The 15,204-nt window shown below is 70.0% G+C and carries 12 protein-coding genes and 1 pseudogene; 3 read left to right on the top strand and 10 right to left on the bottom strand.

Going from position 1 to position 15,204, the window contains the following annotated elements; translation table 11 throughout:
* Positions 1-369: 369 nt before the first annotated feature.
* Entirely contained in the window at positions 370-2,031 is a 1,662-nt protein-coding gene (locus QR77_RS31210) for a sensor histidine kinase (protein WP_052489167.1), read from the top strand.
* Positions 2,028-2,711: a response regulator gene (locus QR77_RS31205; protein ID WP_040025360.1), complete on the top strand. Its 684-nt coding sequence runs from the start codon at positions 2,028-2,030 to the stop codon at positions 2,709-2,711. Before QR77_RS31210 ends, QR77_RS31205 begins: the two co-directional genes overlap by 4 nt.
* Before the next feature lie 15 nt (positions 2,712-2,726).
* On the opposite strand, the gene QR77_RS31200 is transcribed toward QR77_RS31205, so the two are convergent.
* The 6 genes from QR77_RS31200 to QR77_RS31175 form a co-directional block, all read right to left on the bottom strand.
* Entirely contained in the window at positions 2,727-4,319 is a 1,593-nt protein-coding gene (locus QR77_RS31200; protein WP_040025359.1) for a cation acetate symporter, read from the bottom strand.
* Positions 4,316-4,792: a DUF485 domain-containing protein gene (locus QR77_RS31195; protein ID WP_078877363.1), complete on the bottom strand. Its 477-nt coding sequence runs from the start codon at positions 4,790-4,792 to the stop codon at positions 4,316-4,318. The genes QR77_RS31200 and QR77_RS31195 overlap by 4 nt, the downstream gene beginning before the upstream one ends.
* Positions 4,793-4,888: 96 nt before the next feature.
* Positions 4,889-5,557, bottom strand: coding sequence for a response regulator transcription factor (locus tag QR77_RS31190; protein ID WP_040025357.1), 669 nt, complete (start codon positions 5,555-5,557; stop codon positions 4,889-4,891).
* On the bottom strand, positions 5,554-6,729 hold the full coding sequence (locus tag QR77_RS31185) for a histidine kinase (RefSeq protein WP_040025356.1): 1,176 nt from the start codon (positions 6,727-6,729) through the stop codon (positions 5,554-5,556). The genes QR77_RS31190 and QR77_RS31185 overlap by 4 nt, the downstream gene beginning before the upstream one ends.
* A complete protein-coding gene (locus QR77_RS31180; RefSeq protein WP_040025355.1) occupies positions 6,726-7,268 on the bottom strand; it encodes a DUF1453 family protein in 543 nt (180 codons plus the stop codon). The genes QR77_RS31185 and QR77_RS31180 overlap by 4 nt, the downstream gene beginning before the upstream one ends.
* 173 nt (positions 7,269-7,441) lie before the next feature.
* Positions 7,442-9,568, bottom strand: a complete 2,127-nt coding sequence (locus QR77_RS31175) for a DNA topoisomerase IV subunit B (RefSeq protein WP_040025354.1) — start codon at positions 9,566-9,568, stop codon at positions 7,442-7,444.
* Positions 9,569-10,057: 489 nt separating this feature from the next.
* On the opposite strand from QR77_RS31175, the gene QR77_RS31170 reads away from it, so the two are divergent.
* On the top strand, positions 10,058-10,288 hold the full coding sequence (locus QR77_RS31170; RefSeq protein WP_040025353.1) for a hypothetical protein: 231 nt from the start codon (positions 10,058-10,060) through the stop codon (positions 10,286-10,288).
* A 163-nt stretch (positions 10,289-10,451) separates the two neighbouring features.
* Here QR77_RS31170 and QR77_RS31165 read toward each other — a convergent pair whose 3' ends face one another.
* The 4 genes and pseudogenes from QR77_RS31165 to QR77_RS31150 form a co-directional block, all read right to left on the bottom strand.
* Positions 10,452-11,300, bottom strand: coding sequence for a serine protease (locus QR77_RS31165; protein ID WP_040025352.1), 849 nt, complete (start codon positions 11,298-11,300; stop codon positions 10,452-10,454).
* A gap of 163 nt (positions 11,301-11,463) precedes the next feature.
* The gene (locus tag QR77_RS31160) at positions 11,464-13,014 is read right to left on the bottom strand and encodes an RNA polymerase sigma factor (protein ID WP_040028951.1); all 1,551 of its coding nucleotides are present in this window, start codon (positions 13,012-13,014) and stop codon (positions 11,464-11,466) included.
* Positions 13,015-13,355: 341 nt separating this feature from the next.
* A complete protein-coding gene (locus QR77_RS31155) occupies positions 13,356-14,222 on the bottom strand; it encodes an FCD domain-containing protein (protein ID WP_040025351.1) in 867 nt (288 codons plus the stop codon).
* Positions 14,223-14,402: 180 nt separating this feature from the next.
* Positions 14,403-15,204: pseudogene (locus QR77_RS31150) on the bottom strand (ABC transporter ATP-binding protein); the annotation flags it as partial.

The raw sequence follows: 15,204 nt of genomic DNA, 5'->3' as shown, positions 1-15,204 counted from the left end.
GCCGATATGGCCCGCCATCTCCAGCGTAGCGATCTCAATGGATCCCCGATCTTCGGCCTCGGCGCGGGGGCGGCGAGGGCGCGGCTCTGGCTGCATGCCGATGCGACATACGTTTCTGCACTGATGAACGGAGTCTTTTGCGTTTTGCGGTCAGAGAGTTGCAGAGAAATGCGAGTGCGTCCACCACTCCGACAGAACCAAATGGTCCGGATCATCTACCGCCCCGCTGCCGGGTGTAGTCGAATAGGGCCACACCAGCAGGTTTCTGGCCGATCACTCACGCATGTAAGTGATCAGTAATTCACGCAAACTATTTGCGTGAATCTGGAAATTTCAGAAAGCCCGCCCGGCCCCCTACGGTTCGGGACCATGAGCGCCGGAGCCCACCTCGCAGCGAGACGCAGACGATTCGGCTGGCCACAGCGCGTGTTCTCCCAGGTGCTGCTGATGCAACTGGCCATCGCGGCGGGTGTCACCGTGCTCGCCACCGGTCTCTTCCTCGCCCCGCTCAGCGACCAGCTCGACGACGAGGCGACGCACCGCGCGCTGGCGATCGCGGAGACCACCGCCTCGCCCGAGGTCGCCGCCGCGCTGCTCGGCTCCCGGCCCGGGATCGGCGGCCCCGTACAGGCCGAGGCGGAGCGCATCCGGACGGCCACCGGCGCCGAGTACGTGGTGGTCATGGACAGGCGCGGGGTGCGCTGGTCCCACACCGACACCGCCCAGATCGGCCGGGTCGTCTCGACCGACCCCAGCCAGGCCATCGCCGGCCGGCACATCATGGAGATCGACAGCGGCACGCTCGGCCGCTCGGCCCGTGGCAAGGTCCCGCTGCGGGACGGGACGGGAAAGATCGTCGGGGCGGTCTCGGTCGGTATCGCGTACGACAGCGTCCGCGAGCGGCTGTTCGCCGAGATCCCGGGCCTGCTCTTCTACGCGGGCGGCGCGCTCGCCGTCGGGGCGCTCGCCGCGTACCTCATCTCCCGGCGGCTCCAGCGCCAGACCCACGACCTGGCCTTCTCCGACATCGCGGCGCTGCTCGCCGAACGCGAGGCCATGCTGCACAGCCTGCGCGAGGGAGTCGTCGCCCTCGACGGCGGCGGCCGGATCCGGCTGATGAACGACGAGGCGCAGCGCCTCCTCGGCGTCGGCCCCGAGGCGACCGGACGGCCCCTGGACGAGGTGCTCGGGAGCGGCCGTACGACCGATGTGCTGGCGGGGCGGGTGGCCGGCGAGGACCTGCTGACCGTACGGGGCCCCCGGGTCCTGGTCGCCAACCGGATGCCGACCGACGACGGAGGTGCCGTCGCCACGCTCCGCGACCGTACGGAGCTGGAGCGGCTGGGCCGGGAACTGGACGCCACCCGGGGGCTGATCGACGCGCTGCGTGCGCAGGACCACGAACACGCCAACCGGCTGCACACCCTGCTCGGGCTGCTGGAGCTGCGGATGCACGACGAGGCCATGGAGTTCGTCACCGAGGTCGTCGGGGTGCACCGGGCCACCGCCGAGCAGATCACCGAGAAGATCCACGATCCGCTGCCCGCCGCGCTGCTGGTCGGCAAGGCCACGGTGGCGGCCGAACGGGGTGTCTCGCTGCGGCTCTCGCCCGGCAGCCTGCTGCCCGACCGGCTCGTCGACCCGCAGGGACTCGTCACCGTGGTCGGCAACCTCGTCGACAACGCGCTGGACGCCGCGGCGGGTTCGGCGGATCCGCGCATCGAGGTGGAGCTGCGCGCCGAGGGCCGTACGGTCGTCCTGCGGATCTCCGACAGCGGGCCCGGCGTCCCCGCCGACCGGCGCGAACTGGTCTTCTCCGAGGGTTGGTCGACGAAGGAGGTGCCGGCCCACGGCAGACGCGGTCTCGGTCTCGCTCTGGTGCGCAGACTCGCGGAGCGGCAGGGTGGCACCGTACGGGTCGGTGAATCCGCCGGCGGCGGCGCCGAGTTCACCGTCGTACTCCCGGAGGCGCTGGCGGAGACGGAGCCGGCGTCCGCCGGGAACCCGGCCACGGCAGGAGAGACACGATGATCGACATACTGATCGTGGACGACGACATCCGAGTGGCCGAGATCAATACGGCCCATGTGGCGAGGGTGGCCGGCTTCCGGGCCGTCGCGCAGGCGCACTCGGCGGCCGAAGCCCTCGCGCTGCTCGCCGAGCGGCCCGTGGATCTCATCCTTCTCGACCACCGTCTGCCGGACGGGAACGGTCTCGCTGTCGTACGGGAGTTACGCCGCCTCGGCCACCGGACGGACGTGATCATGGTGACGGCGGCGCGCGATGTCGCCACCGTCCAGGCCTCGACGCGCGGCGGCGCGCTCCCGTACCTGGTCAAGCCCTTCAGCTTCGCCGGTCTGCGGACCAAACTGGAGGCGTACGCGACGCTGCGGCGCGGCCTGGAGGGCGGCGGCGAGGCGGAGCAGTCGGAGGTCGACCGGATGTTCGACGCTCTCTCCGCCTCGACGGCGCCCCTGCTGCCCAAGGGGCACTCCCCCACCACGGCCGAGCTGGTACGGCAGGTGCTGCTCGGTGAGCCGGGGCCGCTCTCCGCGCAGGAGATCGCGGAGCGGGCGGGGATGAGCCGGCAGACCGCGCAGCGCTATCTGAAGCTGCTGGAGCGGGCGGGCCGGGTGCGGCTCAGTCTGCGGTACGGCGGGACGGGGCGCCCCGAGCACCGCTACGCGTGGGCGGCGGGCGTCAGGCGGTAGCGGCCCAGAGGCTCTTCAGACCGCTCCGGCACCCGTCAGCGAGCGGACCTCGCTCTCCGCGTGCTTGGCGGCGTCCGGCGGTTCGGAGGAGAGGACCGTACCGATCCAGCCGGCGAGGAAGCCCGCCGGAATCGAGATCAGGCCCGGGTTCTGGAGCGGGAAGACCTGGAAGTCGACGCCGGGGAACATCGCTTCGGGGCTCCCGGAGACGACCGGCGAGAGCACCACGAGGACCACGGCCGGGATCAGCCCGCCGTACACCGACCAGACCGCGCCCCGGGTGGTGAAGTTCCGCCAGAACAGCGTGTAGAGCAGCACCGGCAGGTTCGCCGAGGCCGCGACCGCGAAGGCGAGACCGACCAGGAACGCCACATTCAGGTCCTGCGCCAGCAGACTGAGCGCGATGGCGAGGGCCCCGATGCCGGCCGCCGCCACTCTGGCGACGGCCACCTCACCGCGCTGCCGGGAGCCACGGCGCTTGAACGACCTGTAGAGATCGTGGGCCACGGCCGCCGACGAGGCCAGCGTGATGCCGGCGACCACGGCGAGGATCGTTGCGAAGGCGATCGCGGCGACGACCGCGAAGAGCACCGTCCCCCCGGTCGATCCGGCTCCGCCCCCTAGATCGAGGGCGAGCAGCGGAACGGCCGTGTTCCCGGCGGAGTTGGACGTCCGGACCGCGTCGGAGCCGACCACGGCGGCGGCGCCAAAGCCCAGCACGATCGTCATCAGGTAGAAGCTTCCGATGAGTCCGATGGCCCAGACGACGGAGCGGCGGGCGGCGCGCGCCGTCGGGACCGTGTAGAAGCGCGACAGGATGTGCGGCAGGCCCGCGGTGCCGAGCACCAGGGCGAGGCCGAGACTGACGAAGTCGAAGCGCGCGGTCCAGCCCCCGCCGTACGCGAGGCCGGGGACGAGGAACTCCTTGCCGTGGCCGCTGTGCGCGACGGCGGTGTTGAGCAGGGCGTTCACATCTCCGTGGAAGCGGAGCAGCACGAGGACGGTGAGCCCGATCGCCCCGCCCATCAGCAGCACGGCCTTGACGATCTGGATCCAGGTGGTGGCCCGCATCCCGCCGAGCGAGACGTAGACGACCATCAGGGCGCCCACGCCGATCACGGTCCAGGTGCGCGCGGCGGCGCCCGTACCGCCGAGGAGCAGGGCGACCAGGCTGCCGGCCCCGACCATCTGCGCCACCAGGTAGAGCACGGAGACCGTGACGGACGAGGTGCCCGCGGCGATCCGTACCGGACGCTCCCGCATGCGCGCGGCGACCACGTCGGCGAGCGTGAAGCGGCCGCAGTTGCGGACGAGTTCGGCGACGAGGAACAGCACGACCAGCCAGGCGACCAGGAAGCCGACCGAGTAGAGCATCCCGTCGTAGCCGAACAGGGCGATCAGCCCGGAGATGCCGAGGAAGGACGCCGCCGACATGTAGTCGCCGGCGATGGCGAATCCATTCTCCATCGGCGAGAAGAGCCGACCCCCGGCGTAGAACTCCTCCGCCGAACCATGGCGGTTACGGCTCACCCAGGTGGTGATCCCGAGGGTGACCGCGACGAACGCGCTGAACAGCAGCAGCGCCAGAGGCTGGTGGTCGCCGCTCACCGGGCGGCCCCTCGCGTCATCTCCTGCGTGTGCCAGCGCAGTTCGAGGGCGGCGCGGTCCCTGCGCAGCCGGGCGTGGCGCGCATACGCCCAGGTCAGCAGGAATGTCGAGAGGAACTGGCCGAGTCCGGCCACCATCGCCACATTCACCGCTCCGGCCACGGGCCTCGCCATCAGGCCGGGCGCCGTCGTCGCCGCGATCACATAGGCGAGGTACCAGAGGAAGAACAGCAGCGAGGCCGGGACGACGAACCTCCGGTAGCGCCCGCGCACCTCCTGGAAGGCGGCGCCGCGCTGCACCTCCCCGTAGATGTCGGCGGCGCTGGGCGCGGGTCCGGGGGTCCGGCCGCCGTCGGGTACGGCTTCCGCGGCCGCGGGAATGCCGTCCAACTCACCCCAGCCGTCGGCCAGCGCGTCGTACCACGGGTCGTCGAGCCGCACAGCGGCGGTCTCGGGCCCTTCCTGCTTCTCCACCGGTGAACTCTCCTTGTCAGCGAACCGTTTCGGCCGCGTCCCAAGGATGGACAGAGCGGGAAGATCCCGGACTCTTCTCCCGCCGACTTCACCCCATCAGGTGAAGCTTGTCCCGGGTGGCGGGATGAGTCCCTGTTGGTAGGCGTATCGGACCGCCTGCGCGCGGTCGCGCACCCCGGTCTTGGCGAAGAGATTGTTGATGTGGGTCTTCACGGTGGCGGCCCCGATGTGCAGGTGGCCGGCTATCTCCTTGTTGGACAGCCCTTCGGCGACAAGGGTCAGCACCTCGGCCTCGCGTGCGGTGAGCCCGTCGGGCAGCTCCGCCGGCGCGGCGGGGACCGGCGGCGCGGTGACACGCTCCAGCAGCCGGCGCTGCACGGCGGGCGCCAGCCCGGCCTGCCCGGCGAGTACGTCCTCGACGGCCCTGGCTATCTCCTCGCCCCCGGCGTCCTTGGTCAGATAGCCGCGCGCACCGGCCTGGAGCGCGGCGAACAGCGAGTCGTCGTCGGCGTAGGTCGTGAGCACCACGACCTGGGTCCCGGAGTGGTCGGCGCGGATACGGCGGGTCGCCTCGACGCCGTCGCAGCGCGGCATCCGCAGATCCATCAGCACCACGTCGGGGGCGAGTTCGGCGACCAGGGCCACGGCTTCCTCGCCGTCCCGCGCGGCGCCGACGACCTCGATGCCGGGCAGCATGCCGAGCAGCATCACGATGCCCTCGCGCACCACGGCCTGGTCGTCGGCCACGACCACTCTGGCGCTCACGCGGGTACTCGCAGCCGCACGGTGAAACCTTTCGCTCCGGGGTCGTCGGGACCGGTCTCCAGCGTGCCTCCGAGCAGCTCGGCGCGCTCCCGCATCCCGAGCAGACCGTACCCGGAGCCGGATCCGCCGAGTCCGGCCGGGGCGGCCTTCTCACCGCCCGAGTCCCGTACCTCCAGGGTCACATGGTCCGTGCCGTACGTGAGCCGGACGCACACCTTCGCCCCCTGGGCGTGCTTGCGTACGTTGGTCAGCGCCTCCTGCGCGACGCGGCGCACCGCCTGCGAGGCCTCGGCGGGCAGCGCCCTGCGCTCCCCGTCGATCCGGACGTCGGCGCCGTCGGCTGCGGCGAGTTCGGCGAGGTAGTCGCCGAGAGGCGCCATCTCGCCACGCAGGGCGGAGAGCGCCTGGCGTGTTTCGGCCAGGCCCTCGCGTGCCATGGAGCGCGCGGCGACGACCCGTTCGAGTACCTGGTCGCGGAACTCGCCACTCGGTTCACGCTCTATGCGCAGCCGTGCGGCCTCCAGGTGCACGAGTTGCGCGGAGAGGCTGTGGGCGAGGAGGTCGTGGATGTCCCTGGCTATCCTGGCGCGTTCGGCGAGGGCAGCGGACTCGGCCTCGGCCGCGTGGGCGGCCCGCTCCTGCGCGAGCAGGCGCCGGGCGCTGCCGCGCGCCTCGGCGTCGAGCCGCAGCACGTATCCGCTGAGGGCCAGTCCGGCGGCGGTGATCCCGGTGGTCAGCCAGGCGCCGTCGTTGGCGACCGCGAACGCGCCGAGGCCGACGAGGGCGCAGGGCACGGCGGCGGCGAGCGGCAGCCGCTCCAGGCCGATGACGGAGCAGCCGCACCACAGGACGAGCGCCGGTACCGGGAATCCGGCGTACTGGGCGCCGAGCGCCCCGGCCATCATCAGGAGCAGCATCCCGACCGAGGGCCACAGGTCGTGCCGCAGGGTGGTGGCGTAGAAGAACCGCGCGCACCAGGCGGCGGCGACCGTACCGCCCACGGCCAGCAGCGCCACCGTGAGGCTCACGCCGCGGTTGCTGAACGTCGACCAGATCAGCGCCCCCAGCACCGCCAGCCGGATGACCTGGGTCAGCCGCCTCCGCGCGCCGACGCGGCCCTCCCTGGCGAGCGCTTCCCGGGAGGGCCAGCTCGTGAAGACCTCCGTGGTCACGGACGGCCGTTCGACTGTGCGGCGTTCATGGAAACACCGTACGACGTGCCGCCGACACCGAGCGGAGCGGCGGATCGGGCCCGGAGCTGGAGCAGTCCCCCGCGCACCACGACGGAGGCGGCGAGCGCCAGCAGCAGCGCTCCGGTGCCCTGGTGGACGCCCATCAGCGAGCCCACGCCCATGAGCCCGAGCCGTACGGCGATGCCACCGGCCCAGACGGCGGCCGTGGCCTTGGTACCCCTGGCCCACGCCGAGCCGTCCTGCTCGGTCCAGATCCGGCTGGTCCAGGCCCATCCGACGCCCATCAGCAGCCCCACCACCACCTCGACGCCGAGCAGTGCGACCGACATCCCCTGGTGGTGGGCGTCGAGGAGACCTCCCGGCTGGCGGGGGGCCAGGATCACCAGGACGACAGGCAGGGCCAGCCATTTGAGCCCGTAACCGCTTCCTCCGCCCGTGATGCGCTGCGGCCTGGCCTGCCGTATCAGAACGAGGACGACGGCGACGGCGATCGCCAGCACGGTGAGAAGCGAGGACATGCGAACCTCCGGGAACGACGACGAAGTGGCTCAACGACGTCGACATTACGGAGAAAGCGCAGGTCAGCGGATCGGATCAGAGGTGGATCCGGGGTGGAAGTCCGCTCTCCACCCCGGGGTGGAGAACGCTCCCCCTCGGTGCTCGCGCACCCTCTGCCCGGGCGCCCCGGCGCTCAGGCGTCGATCCGTGAACGGTCCAGGGTCGCGGCCGAGCTGGTGATGAATTCCTTGCGCGGCGCGACCTCGTTGCCCATCAGCAGATCGAAGATCTGTTCGGACGATTCGAGGTCCCCGATGTTGATGCGCCGCAGGGTGCGGTGGCGCGGGTCCATCGTGGTCTCGGCGAGCTGGTCGGCGTCCATCTCACCGAGGCCCTTGTAGCGCTGGATGGAGTCCTTGATGCGAGTTCCCTTGCGCTGGAGTTCCAGCAGGGTCTGGCGCAGCTCGCCGTCCGAGTACGTGTACAGGTACTTGTCCTGGCCCTTCTTCGGCTGCACCAGCTCGATCCTGTGCAGCGGAGGCACCGCGGCGAAGACCCGGCCGGCCGCCACCATCGGCCGCATGTAGCGCTGGAAGAGCGTGAGCAGCAGGCAGCGGATGTGCGCGCCGTCCACATCGGCGTCGACAAGGAGCACGATCTTGCCGTAACGGGCCGCGTCGAGGTCGAAGGTACGGCCCGAGCCGGCTCCTATGACCTGGATGATCGCCCCGCACTCGGCGTTCTTCAGCATGTCGGAGACGGACGACTTCTGGACGTTGAGGATCTTGCCCCGGATCGGCAGGAGCGCCTGGAACTCGCTGTTCCTGGCGAGCTTGGCCGTACCCAGCGCGGAGTCGCCCTCCACGATGAACAGCTCGCTGCGCTCCACGTCGTCGCTGCGGCAGTCCGCGAGCTTGGCCGGCAGCGACGAGGACTCCAGCGCCGTCTTCCTGCGCTGGGCCTCCTTGTGCTGGCGGGCGGCGATACGCGTACGGGCCGCCGCCACGGCCTTCTCCAGGACCGCTCGCGCCTGCGCCTTCGCGTCGCGCTTCGTCGAGGTCAGGAACTCCTTGAGCTCCTTGGAGATGACGTTGGAGACGATCCGGTTGGCGGCCGACGTCCCCAGGATCTCCTTGGTCTGGCCCTCGAACTGCGGCTCGGCGAGCCGCACGGTGACCACGGCGGTGAGGCCTTCCAGGGCGTCGTCCTTGACGATGTCGTCCTCGGCGACGCGCAGCAGCTTGGCGGAGCGCAGCACCTCGTTGACCGTCCGCGTCAGGGAACGCTCGAAGCCGCTCACATGAGTGCCGCCCTTGGGGGTGGCGATGATGTTCACGTACGACCTGATGGTCGAGTCGTAGCCGGTCCCCCAGCGCAGGGCGACATCGACGCCCAGCTCACGGGTCACCTCGGTGGCCGTCATGTGGCCGCGGTCGTCCAGGACGGGCACGGTCTCCTTGAAGGAGCCGGTGCCGGTCAGCCGCAGCACGTCGGAGACGGCCTTGTCCTGCGCCAGGTACTCGCAGAACTCGCTGATGCCCCCGTCGAAACGGAACGTCTCCTCGACCGTGCCGTTGGCCTCGTTCTCGCCCTCCGCACGTTGGTCCCTGACGACGATCGTGAGGCCGGGCACGAGGAAGGCGGTCTGGCGGGCACGCTGGTGGAGGTGTTCCAGCGAAAGTTTGGCGTCCTTGAGGAAGATCTGCCGGTCGGCCCAGTACCGCACGCGCGTTCCGGTGCGGTTCTTCGGCACGCGCTTGCCCTTGAGGAGGCCGTTCGCCGGGTCGAAGGGGCTGTCGGGGCCCTGCTCGGTGAAGATGCCGGGAACGCCCCGGCGGAAGCTGATCGCGTGCGTGGAGCTGTTGCGGTCCACCTCGACGTCCAGCCGGGCCGAGAGGGCGTTGACGACGGAGGCGCCCACGCCGTGCAGACCGCCGGAGGCGGCGTACGAGCCGCCGCCGAACTTTCCGCCGGCGTGCAGCTTGGTCATCACGACCTCGATGCCGGAGAGGCCCGTCTTGGGCTCGACGTCGACCGGGATGCCCCGGCCGTTGTCCTTGACCTCCACGGAACCGTCCTCGTGGAGGGTCACGTCGATGTGGTCGCAGTACCCGCCCAGGGCTTCGTCGACCGAGTTGTCGATGATCTCCCAGAGGCAGTGCATCAGGCCGCGGCTGTCGGTGGACCCGATGTACATACCGGGACGCTTGCGGACCGCTTCGAGCCCTTCGAGGACGAGAAGGTGCCGCGCGGTGTAGTTGGAGCCGTCACGGTCTGCGGTCAGCAGCGCTGTGTTCGGCACGGACGTCTCGGCGGTCACGCGGTTCGCTCCTCGCTGAATTTGAGATGTTGCCAAATGGGGTAAGGCCCCGGCGGTTGTCATCGGTCAGAGGGTACAGAGGCCTGGTAGAGCCGTTGTCACGCCACCCTCGCCCATTCTTATGCTAGTCCACGGTCGTATAGGTGTTCGATCGCTCGATGGAGTGAAGCACACATCACGTTCCCTTCCAGGCATGAACCATTTAGGCTCCGGGCACGTCCTCATCTACAACCGGCAAGCCGGCCGGGAGGGCGTCCCCCTCGGGGACGCGCAGTGCCGAGCATCCCCGAGCACCCCGAACGAACGACCAACGACTGCCAAGTAACGCGAAATCCGTAAAGCTAAGCAATACGGTTCATTCGCCGCCAACCGTCAGCAAACAGCCACTTCGGAAAGAAGTTTCGAGGAAATGCCGCGAGCGGGAACGTTTTCGGCCTGGTTGGATGTTGACCCTGGTACGACAGCTCGTCGAGCTAGAGAAGAGGCGACGTGACTACTGTTCTGACCCCCGCGAGCCCGCTGACGGCGGCTGACCGCTGCGACCGATGCGGCGCCCAGGCTTATCTGCGCGTTGTCCTGTCCAGCGGTGGTGAACTGCTCTTCTGTGCCCACCACGGGCGCAAGTTCGAGCCGGAACTCAAGAAGATCGCCGCGGAAATACAGGATGAGACAGACCGACTGACGGCCGTACCGGCCGGCGGTGGTGAAGAGGAACACTGACACCTCGCATCCACGACGAGCCAAGGGCTGGTCCTGGACCGGCCGACGGGCGACCCTCCTGCGACGCAGGGTGGCCGCCCGTTCTCATATCGTGACCTCAGCACCGCGATCCCGGTGCGGTGACCCGTACCTCAGGGCTTCGGCGCCGCGCGGCGCTCCGGTGTCAGTGCCGGGCGTCCGCCCGCAGGGCCTGGGCCACCGGCCCCAGCTCCGAGGTGATCCGGGTGTACACACCCGGATTACGCGCCTGCCCGCAGCCGCTCCCCCAGGAGACGAGCCCGATGAGCCGCCCCTGGGACACCAGCGGGCCGCCGCTGTCGCCCTGGCACGCGTCGTGCCCGCCCTCCGGGTCGCCCGCGCAGAGCATCGTGGACGGGTCGTAGCGGCCCTCTGGGCCGCCTGGATAGGCGTCCAGACAGTTCGAGTCCGGCAGGACCGTCACAGGCGCTGAGCGGAGCGTGTACGCGTACGACCCCTTGCCGCTGGTGTCACCCCAGCCGAAGACCTGGGCCCGGGCTCCGGGAGCGGCGGCCTCGTCGTGTGTCCCCGCGGGACGGATCACATAATCCGTCGACAAAGAATCCGACAGGGTCAGTACGGCCAGATCCGACGCGTTGGTGTCGGGGTCGTACGCCGCGTCCACCGCGTACGAGCGCACGGCCACCTCCCTGCCGCCGGTCCCCCGCAGCCGGTCGCGGCCGGCGATCACCTTGAGGTCGCCCGGACTGTCCGGGCCCGCCCCGAGGACGTCACGGCTCATGCAGTGCGCGGCCGTCAGCACCTTCGTCGGCGCCACCACCACACCCCCGCAGAACTGACCCGCCCGGGTACGACCGAAACGGTCACGGCTCGACAGGGCCACGACCCAGGGATTGTCCGAGATCCGCACGGCCTGCCCCCCGACGACCACGCTGTCGGCGGTGGCGGGGAGGGGCGAGACCAGTGGCAGCACGGCCCCTGCGGCGATCACGGCCAGCCCTCCGGTGAGCAGGCTGGCAACGGAGTGACGCATACGATCTCCTGACTCTGCGGTGAGAACTGATCCACTCAGAGTTATCCAACCGTTTGCCGGTCACACTCGCGAAACGGCGGGACCGCGAAAAAGCCGGAAGGCCCGGAATCTCCGAGGAGATCCGGGCCTTCCGTTCGAACAGTCGCGCGTTTCTCTGGTCGAACTAGTCGAGATAGTCCCGCAGCACCTGCGAACGCGACGGGTGGCGCAGCTTCGACATCGTCTTCGACTCGATCTGCCGGATGCGCTCACGCGTCACCCCGTAGACCTTGCCGATCTCGTCCAGCGTCTTGGGCTGGCCGTCGGTGAGACCGAAGCGCATGGAGACCACGCCGGCCTCACGCTCGGAGAGCGTGTCGAGCACCGAGTGGAGCTGCTCCTGGAGGAGCGTGAAGCTCACCGCGTCGGCCGGGACGACGGCCTCGGAGTCCTCGATGAGGTCACCGAACTCGCTGTCACCGTCCTCGCCCAGCGGGGTGTGCAGCGAGATCGGCTCACGACCGTACTTCTGGACCTCGATGACCTTCTCAGGGGTCATGTCGAGCTCCTTGGCCAGCTCCTCCGGGGTGGGCTCACGGCCCAGGTCCTGGAGCATCTGGCGCTGCACGCGCGCGAGCTTGTTGATGACCTCGACCATGTGCACCGGGATACGGATGGTGCGGGCCTGGTCGGCCATGGCGCGGGTGATCGCCTGACGGATCCACCAGGTGGCGTACGTGGAGAACTTGTAGCCCTTGGTGTAGTCGAACTTCTCGACCGCGCGGATCAGACCGAGGTTGCCCTCCTGGATCAGGTCCAGGAAGAGCATGCCGCGGCCGGTGTAGCGCTTCGCCAGCGAGACCACGAGCCGGAGGTTGGCCTCCAGGAGGTGGTTCTTGGCGCGGCGCCCGTCCTCGGCGATGATCTCCAGCTCGCGCTTGAGCTTCGGCGCGAGCTTGTCGGAGTTGGCCAGCTTGTCCTCGGCGAAGAGACCGGCCTCGATGCGCTTGGCGAGTTCGACCTCCTGCTCGGCGTTGAGGAGCGGGACCTTGCCGATCTGCTTCAGGTAGTCCTTGACCGGGTCGGCGGTGGCTCCGGCGACGGCCACCTGTTGGGCCGGCGCGTCGTCCTCGTCGTCGTCGGAGAGGACGAAGCCCTTGTTCTCGCCTTCGCCTTCCTCCTCCTCACCCTTGGCCGCCTGGACCTCCTCGGTCGCCTCCTCGCCGTCGGCGGCGTCGTCGGAGTCCTTCTTGGCGGCGGTCTTCTTGGCAGTCGTCTTCTTGACGGCGGTCTTCTTGGCGGTCGCCTTCTTGGCCACGGCCTTCTTCGCGACCGCCGCCTTCTTCGCGGGCGCCACGGCCTCCTCGGCCGATGCGTCCACGACGTCCGCCGACGAAGCGGCTGTGGCGGCGACGGTCCTCGTCGTGGTCGTCTTGGCCGCGACTGTCTTGGTGGCGGTGCGCTTGACCGGGCTCTTCGCTGCGACGCTCTTGCGGGTGCGCTTCGGCGACTCCGCGGCACTGACCATCAGCGTCACACCCTCTTCCTCGAGGATCTGGTTGAGGCTGCGCAGAACATTCTTCCACTGGGTTGGCGGAATCTGGTCAGCGTCGAAGGCCCGACGCACGTCATCGCCGGCGATCTGCCCATCAGCCTTTCCCCGCTCGATGAGCGCCAACACAGACTCGGACTCGGCGATCTCCGGCGGGAGCGTACGGGATGTGCTGGCCGACACGAACAACCTCTCGGAACGATGGAAACGGCTTCCGGCCCCGCCCAATATCGGGCCGGAGCCGACGACCGACGGCTGGGGATGTCGCCGACGGCGCGGGCTTGGACCTCAGAGGTGGATACAGCGCCGCACGTGGCGGTCGTATTCCCTCCTCGGCTGTCACCTCTTAGGTCATCGCACTGTCTCGAGGAGTGTTACGCCCAATCCACGTGGCCCGAGTCACACCTCATTTGCGACATACAGGCCAGGGAGGGTTCAAACCACCCATAATCGTGTCGCCGGACCCCCGGTCCGGCGACACACCACGCGTACATCCCCGTACGCCCCTGGCCCTCGGGCGGCGCTCAGTGCTCGCGGGGCGCCGGAACCACTCGCTCCATTTCGGGGTGCACCGTGAGCAGTTGACGCATGGCCGATTCCGCCGCGTGCGCGTCGCCGGCGGCGAGGGCCGCGACGATCCGCGCGTGGTGGGCGAGGGCGGCGTCGGTGGGGCGGTCGCATCCGGTGACCGGTCCGCCGGAGACCTGGAGGGCCGACGAGACGATGCCCGAGAGGTGCTCCAGCATGCGGTTGCCGGCGAGCTGGATCAACAGGTTGTGGAATTCAGAGTCCGCCCGCGCGAACGTGATCGAGTCACTCTGCGTGAGGGCATGCCCCATGATCTCCACCATGTCGGCGAGGCGCTGCTGCACGTCCTCCCGGCCGTGGCCGGCGGCGAGCCGCGCGGCGAGGGGCTCGATCATCCAGCGCAGCTCGCCCAGCTCGCGGCGCTGGTCGTCACGCTGCGGTCCGAAGGCCCGCCATTCGATGATGTCGGCGTCGAGCAGATTCCAGTCGCTCACCGGGCGGACGCGCGTCCCGACGTTGGGGCGGGCGCTCACCAGGCCCTTGGCCTCAAGAACGCGCAGGGACTCACGCACCACGGTGCGGGAGACCTCGAAGCGCTGGCCGATCTCCTCGGGGACGAGGGGCCGGTCGGCGCCCAGGTCGCCCGAGACGATCATCTGACCGAGCTGCTGGACGAGTTGACCGTGCAGGCCACGGCCACGGCTGCCCGCGGAACGCCGGCCCATCCGGCCCAGATCGGTATCGGCACCGTCCCAGACGGGGGCGGCTGCGCGTTCGGCGCCAGGCGCCTCGGTGAAGGGGTAGCGGTCGAGTTCGCCCGGGCCGGAGAGGCCGGACTCGGCGGAGCGGGCGGCGGTCATCATGGTGTGCGCAAGGGTACTCACGCATCATTTGTCGGCGCAGTTTCCGTGACCCTTGAGGTCTTTGGTGAAAAGCACACGAAAGGGTGATCGGCGCCCGCCCTTCGATTGACGCCTTATCGGAAAGAAGCGGGCGTTATCGGGGAGTTGTGGGCACTAGGTCATGTTCTGGTCATTTCCCGGTCACCAACGGGCCCTGCGGCGAACGCCGGTGAACAGATATGCGCAGAGCAAGGCCAGGAGCGACAACGTCAGCGCCGCGGCCACCGGTTGGGCGGCCAGCCGGACGGTGGCCATCAGCCACCGGTCGACCTGATGCGGCCAGGCCGGCCAGGTCAGTTCGCGCAGCCTGTCCGGGAGTCCGACGATCGAACGTGCGGACGGCCCCGCGAGCGCTCTCCTCACCAGGGGAACGACCAGGACCGGTACGGCGATGACCGCGGCCACTCCGGCGGCGGTGAGCCTGAAGACTCCGGCGCCGAGCAGCCCGGCCCAGGCGCACCCGACCGTGAGACCCGTCCAACCGGCGCTCAGTCCGACCCAGTTGTGCGGTACGGGCACCGCGTGGGCGCCGTACACGAGCCGCAGCGCCCCGGCGTCGGCAGCCACGGCCAGAACCGCCAGCAGCAGCGCCGTACCCCCCGTCACGGCGAGCTTGGCCGCCAGCAGCGCGAGGCGGCGCTGCACCGTGCCCCGAGCGCCGGCGAGGGCGGGGTGGCGGAACTCGTCGCCGAAGGAGAGCGCCCCGATCAGTCCGGCGCCGAGGGCCGCGGGCGGCAGCGGCAGGATCCCGGGCCAGGCGGCGAGCAGGCCGGGCACGGGTGTCTGCCCGCTGCGGGCGAGCGGTACGGCGAGAGCGACGGAGGCGACGAGAACGGCGATCGCGATCAGCGGCGCGGTCCGGACGCCGAACATGCGGCGGAGTTCGTAGCGCACCGGCCGGAGCGGGCCCCGGGCCGGGCGCGCGGCCGGCGGCTGCGAGTGC

The sequence above is a fragment of the Streptomyces sp. 150FB genome (assembly GCF_000818195.1).
GTDB lineage: Bacteria > Actinomycetota > Actinomycetes > Streptomycetales > Streptomycetaceae > Streptomyces.
This window is presented reverse-complemented; position numbering and strand designations above follow the sequence as displayed.

Excerpts from the sequence above, each read along its gene's own strand:
- QR77_RS31210 (WP_052489167.1), top strand. The coding sequence starts at position 370 with ATGAGCGCCGGAGCCCACCTCGCAGCGAGACGCAGACGATTCGGCTGG.
- QR77_RS31205 (WP_040025360.1), top strand. The coding sequence starts at position 2,028 with ATGATCGACATACTGATCGTGGACGACGACATCCGAGTGGCCGAGATC.
- QR77_RS31180 (WP_040025355.1), bottom strand. The coding sequence starts at position 7,268 with ATGTCCTCGCTTCTCACCGTGCTGGCGATCGCCGTCGCCGTCGTCCTC.
- QR77_RS31165 (WP_040025352.1), bottom strand. The coding sequence starts at position 11,300 with ATGCGTCACTCCGTTGCCAGCCTGCTCACCGGAGGGCTGGCCGTGATC.
- QR77_RS31155 (WP_040025351.1), bottom strand. The coding sequence starts at position 14,222 with ATGATGACCGCCGCCCGCTCCGCCGAGTCCGGCCTCTCCGGCCCGGGC.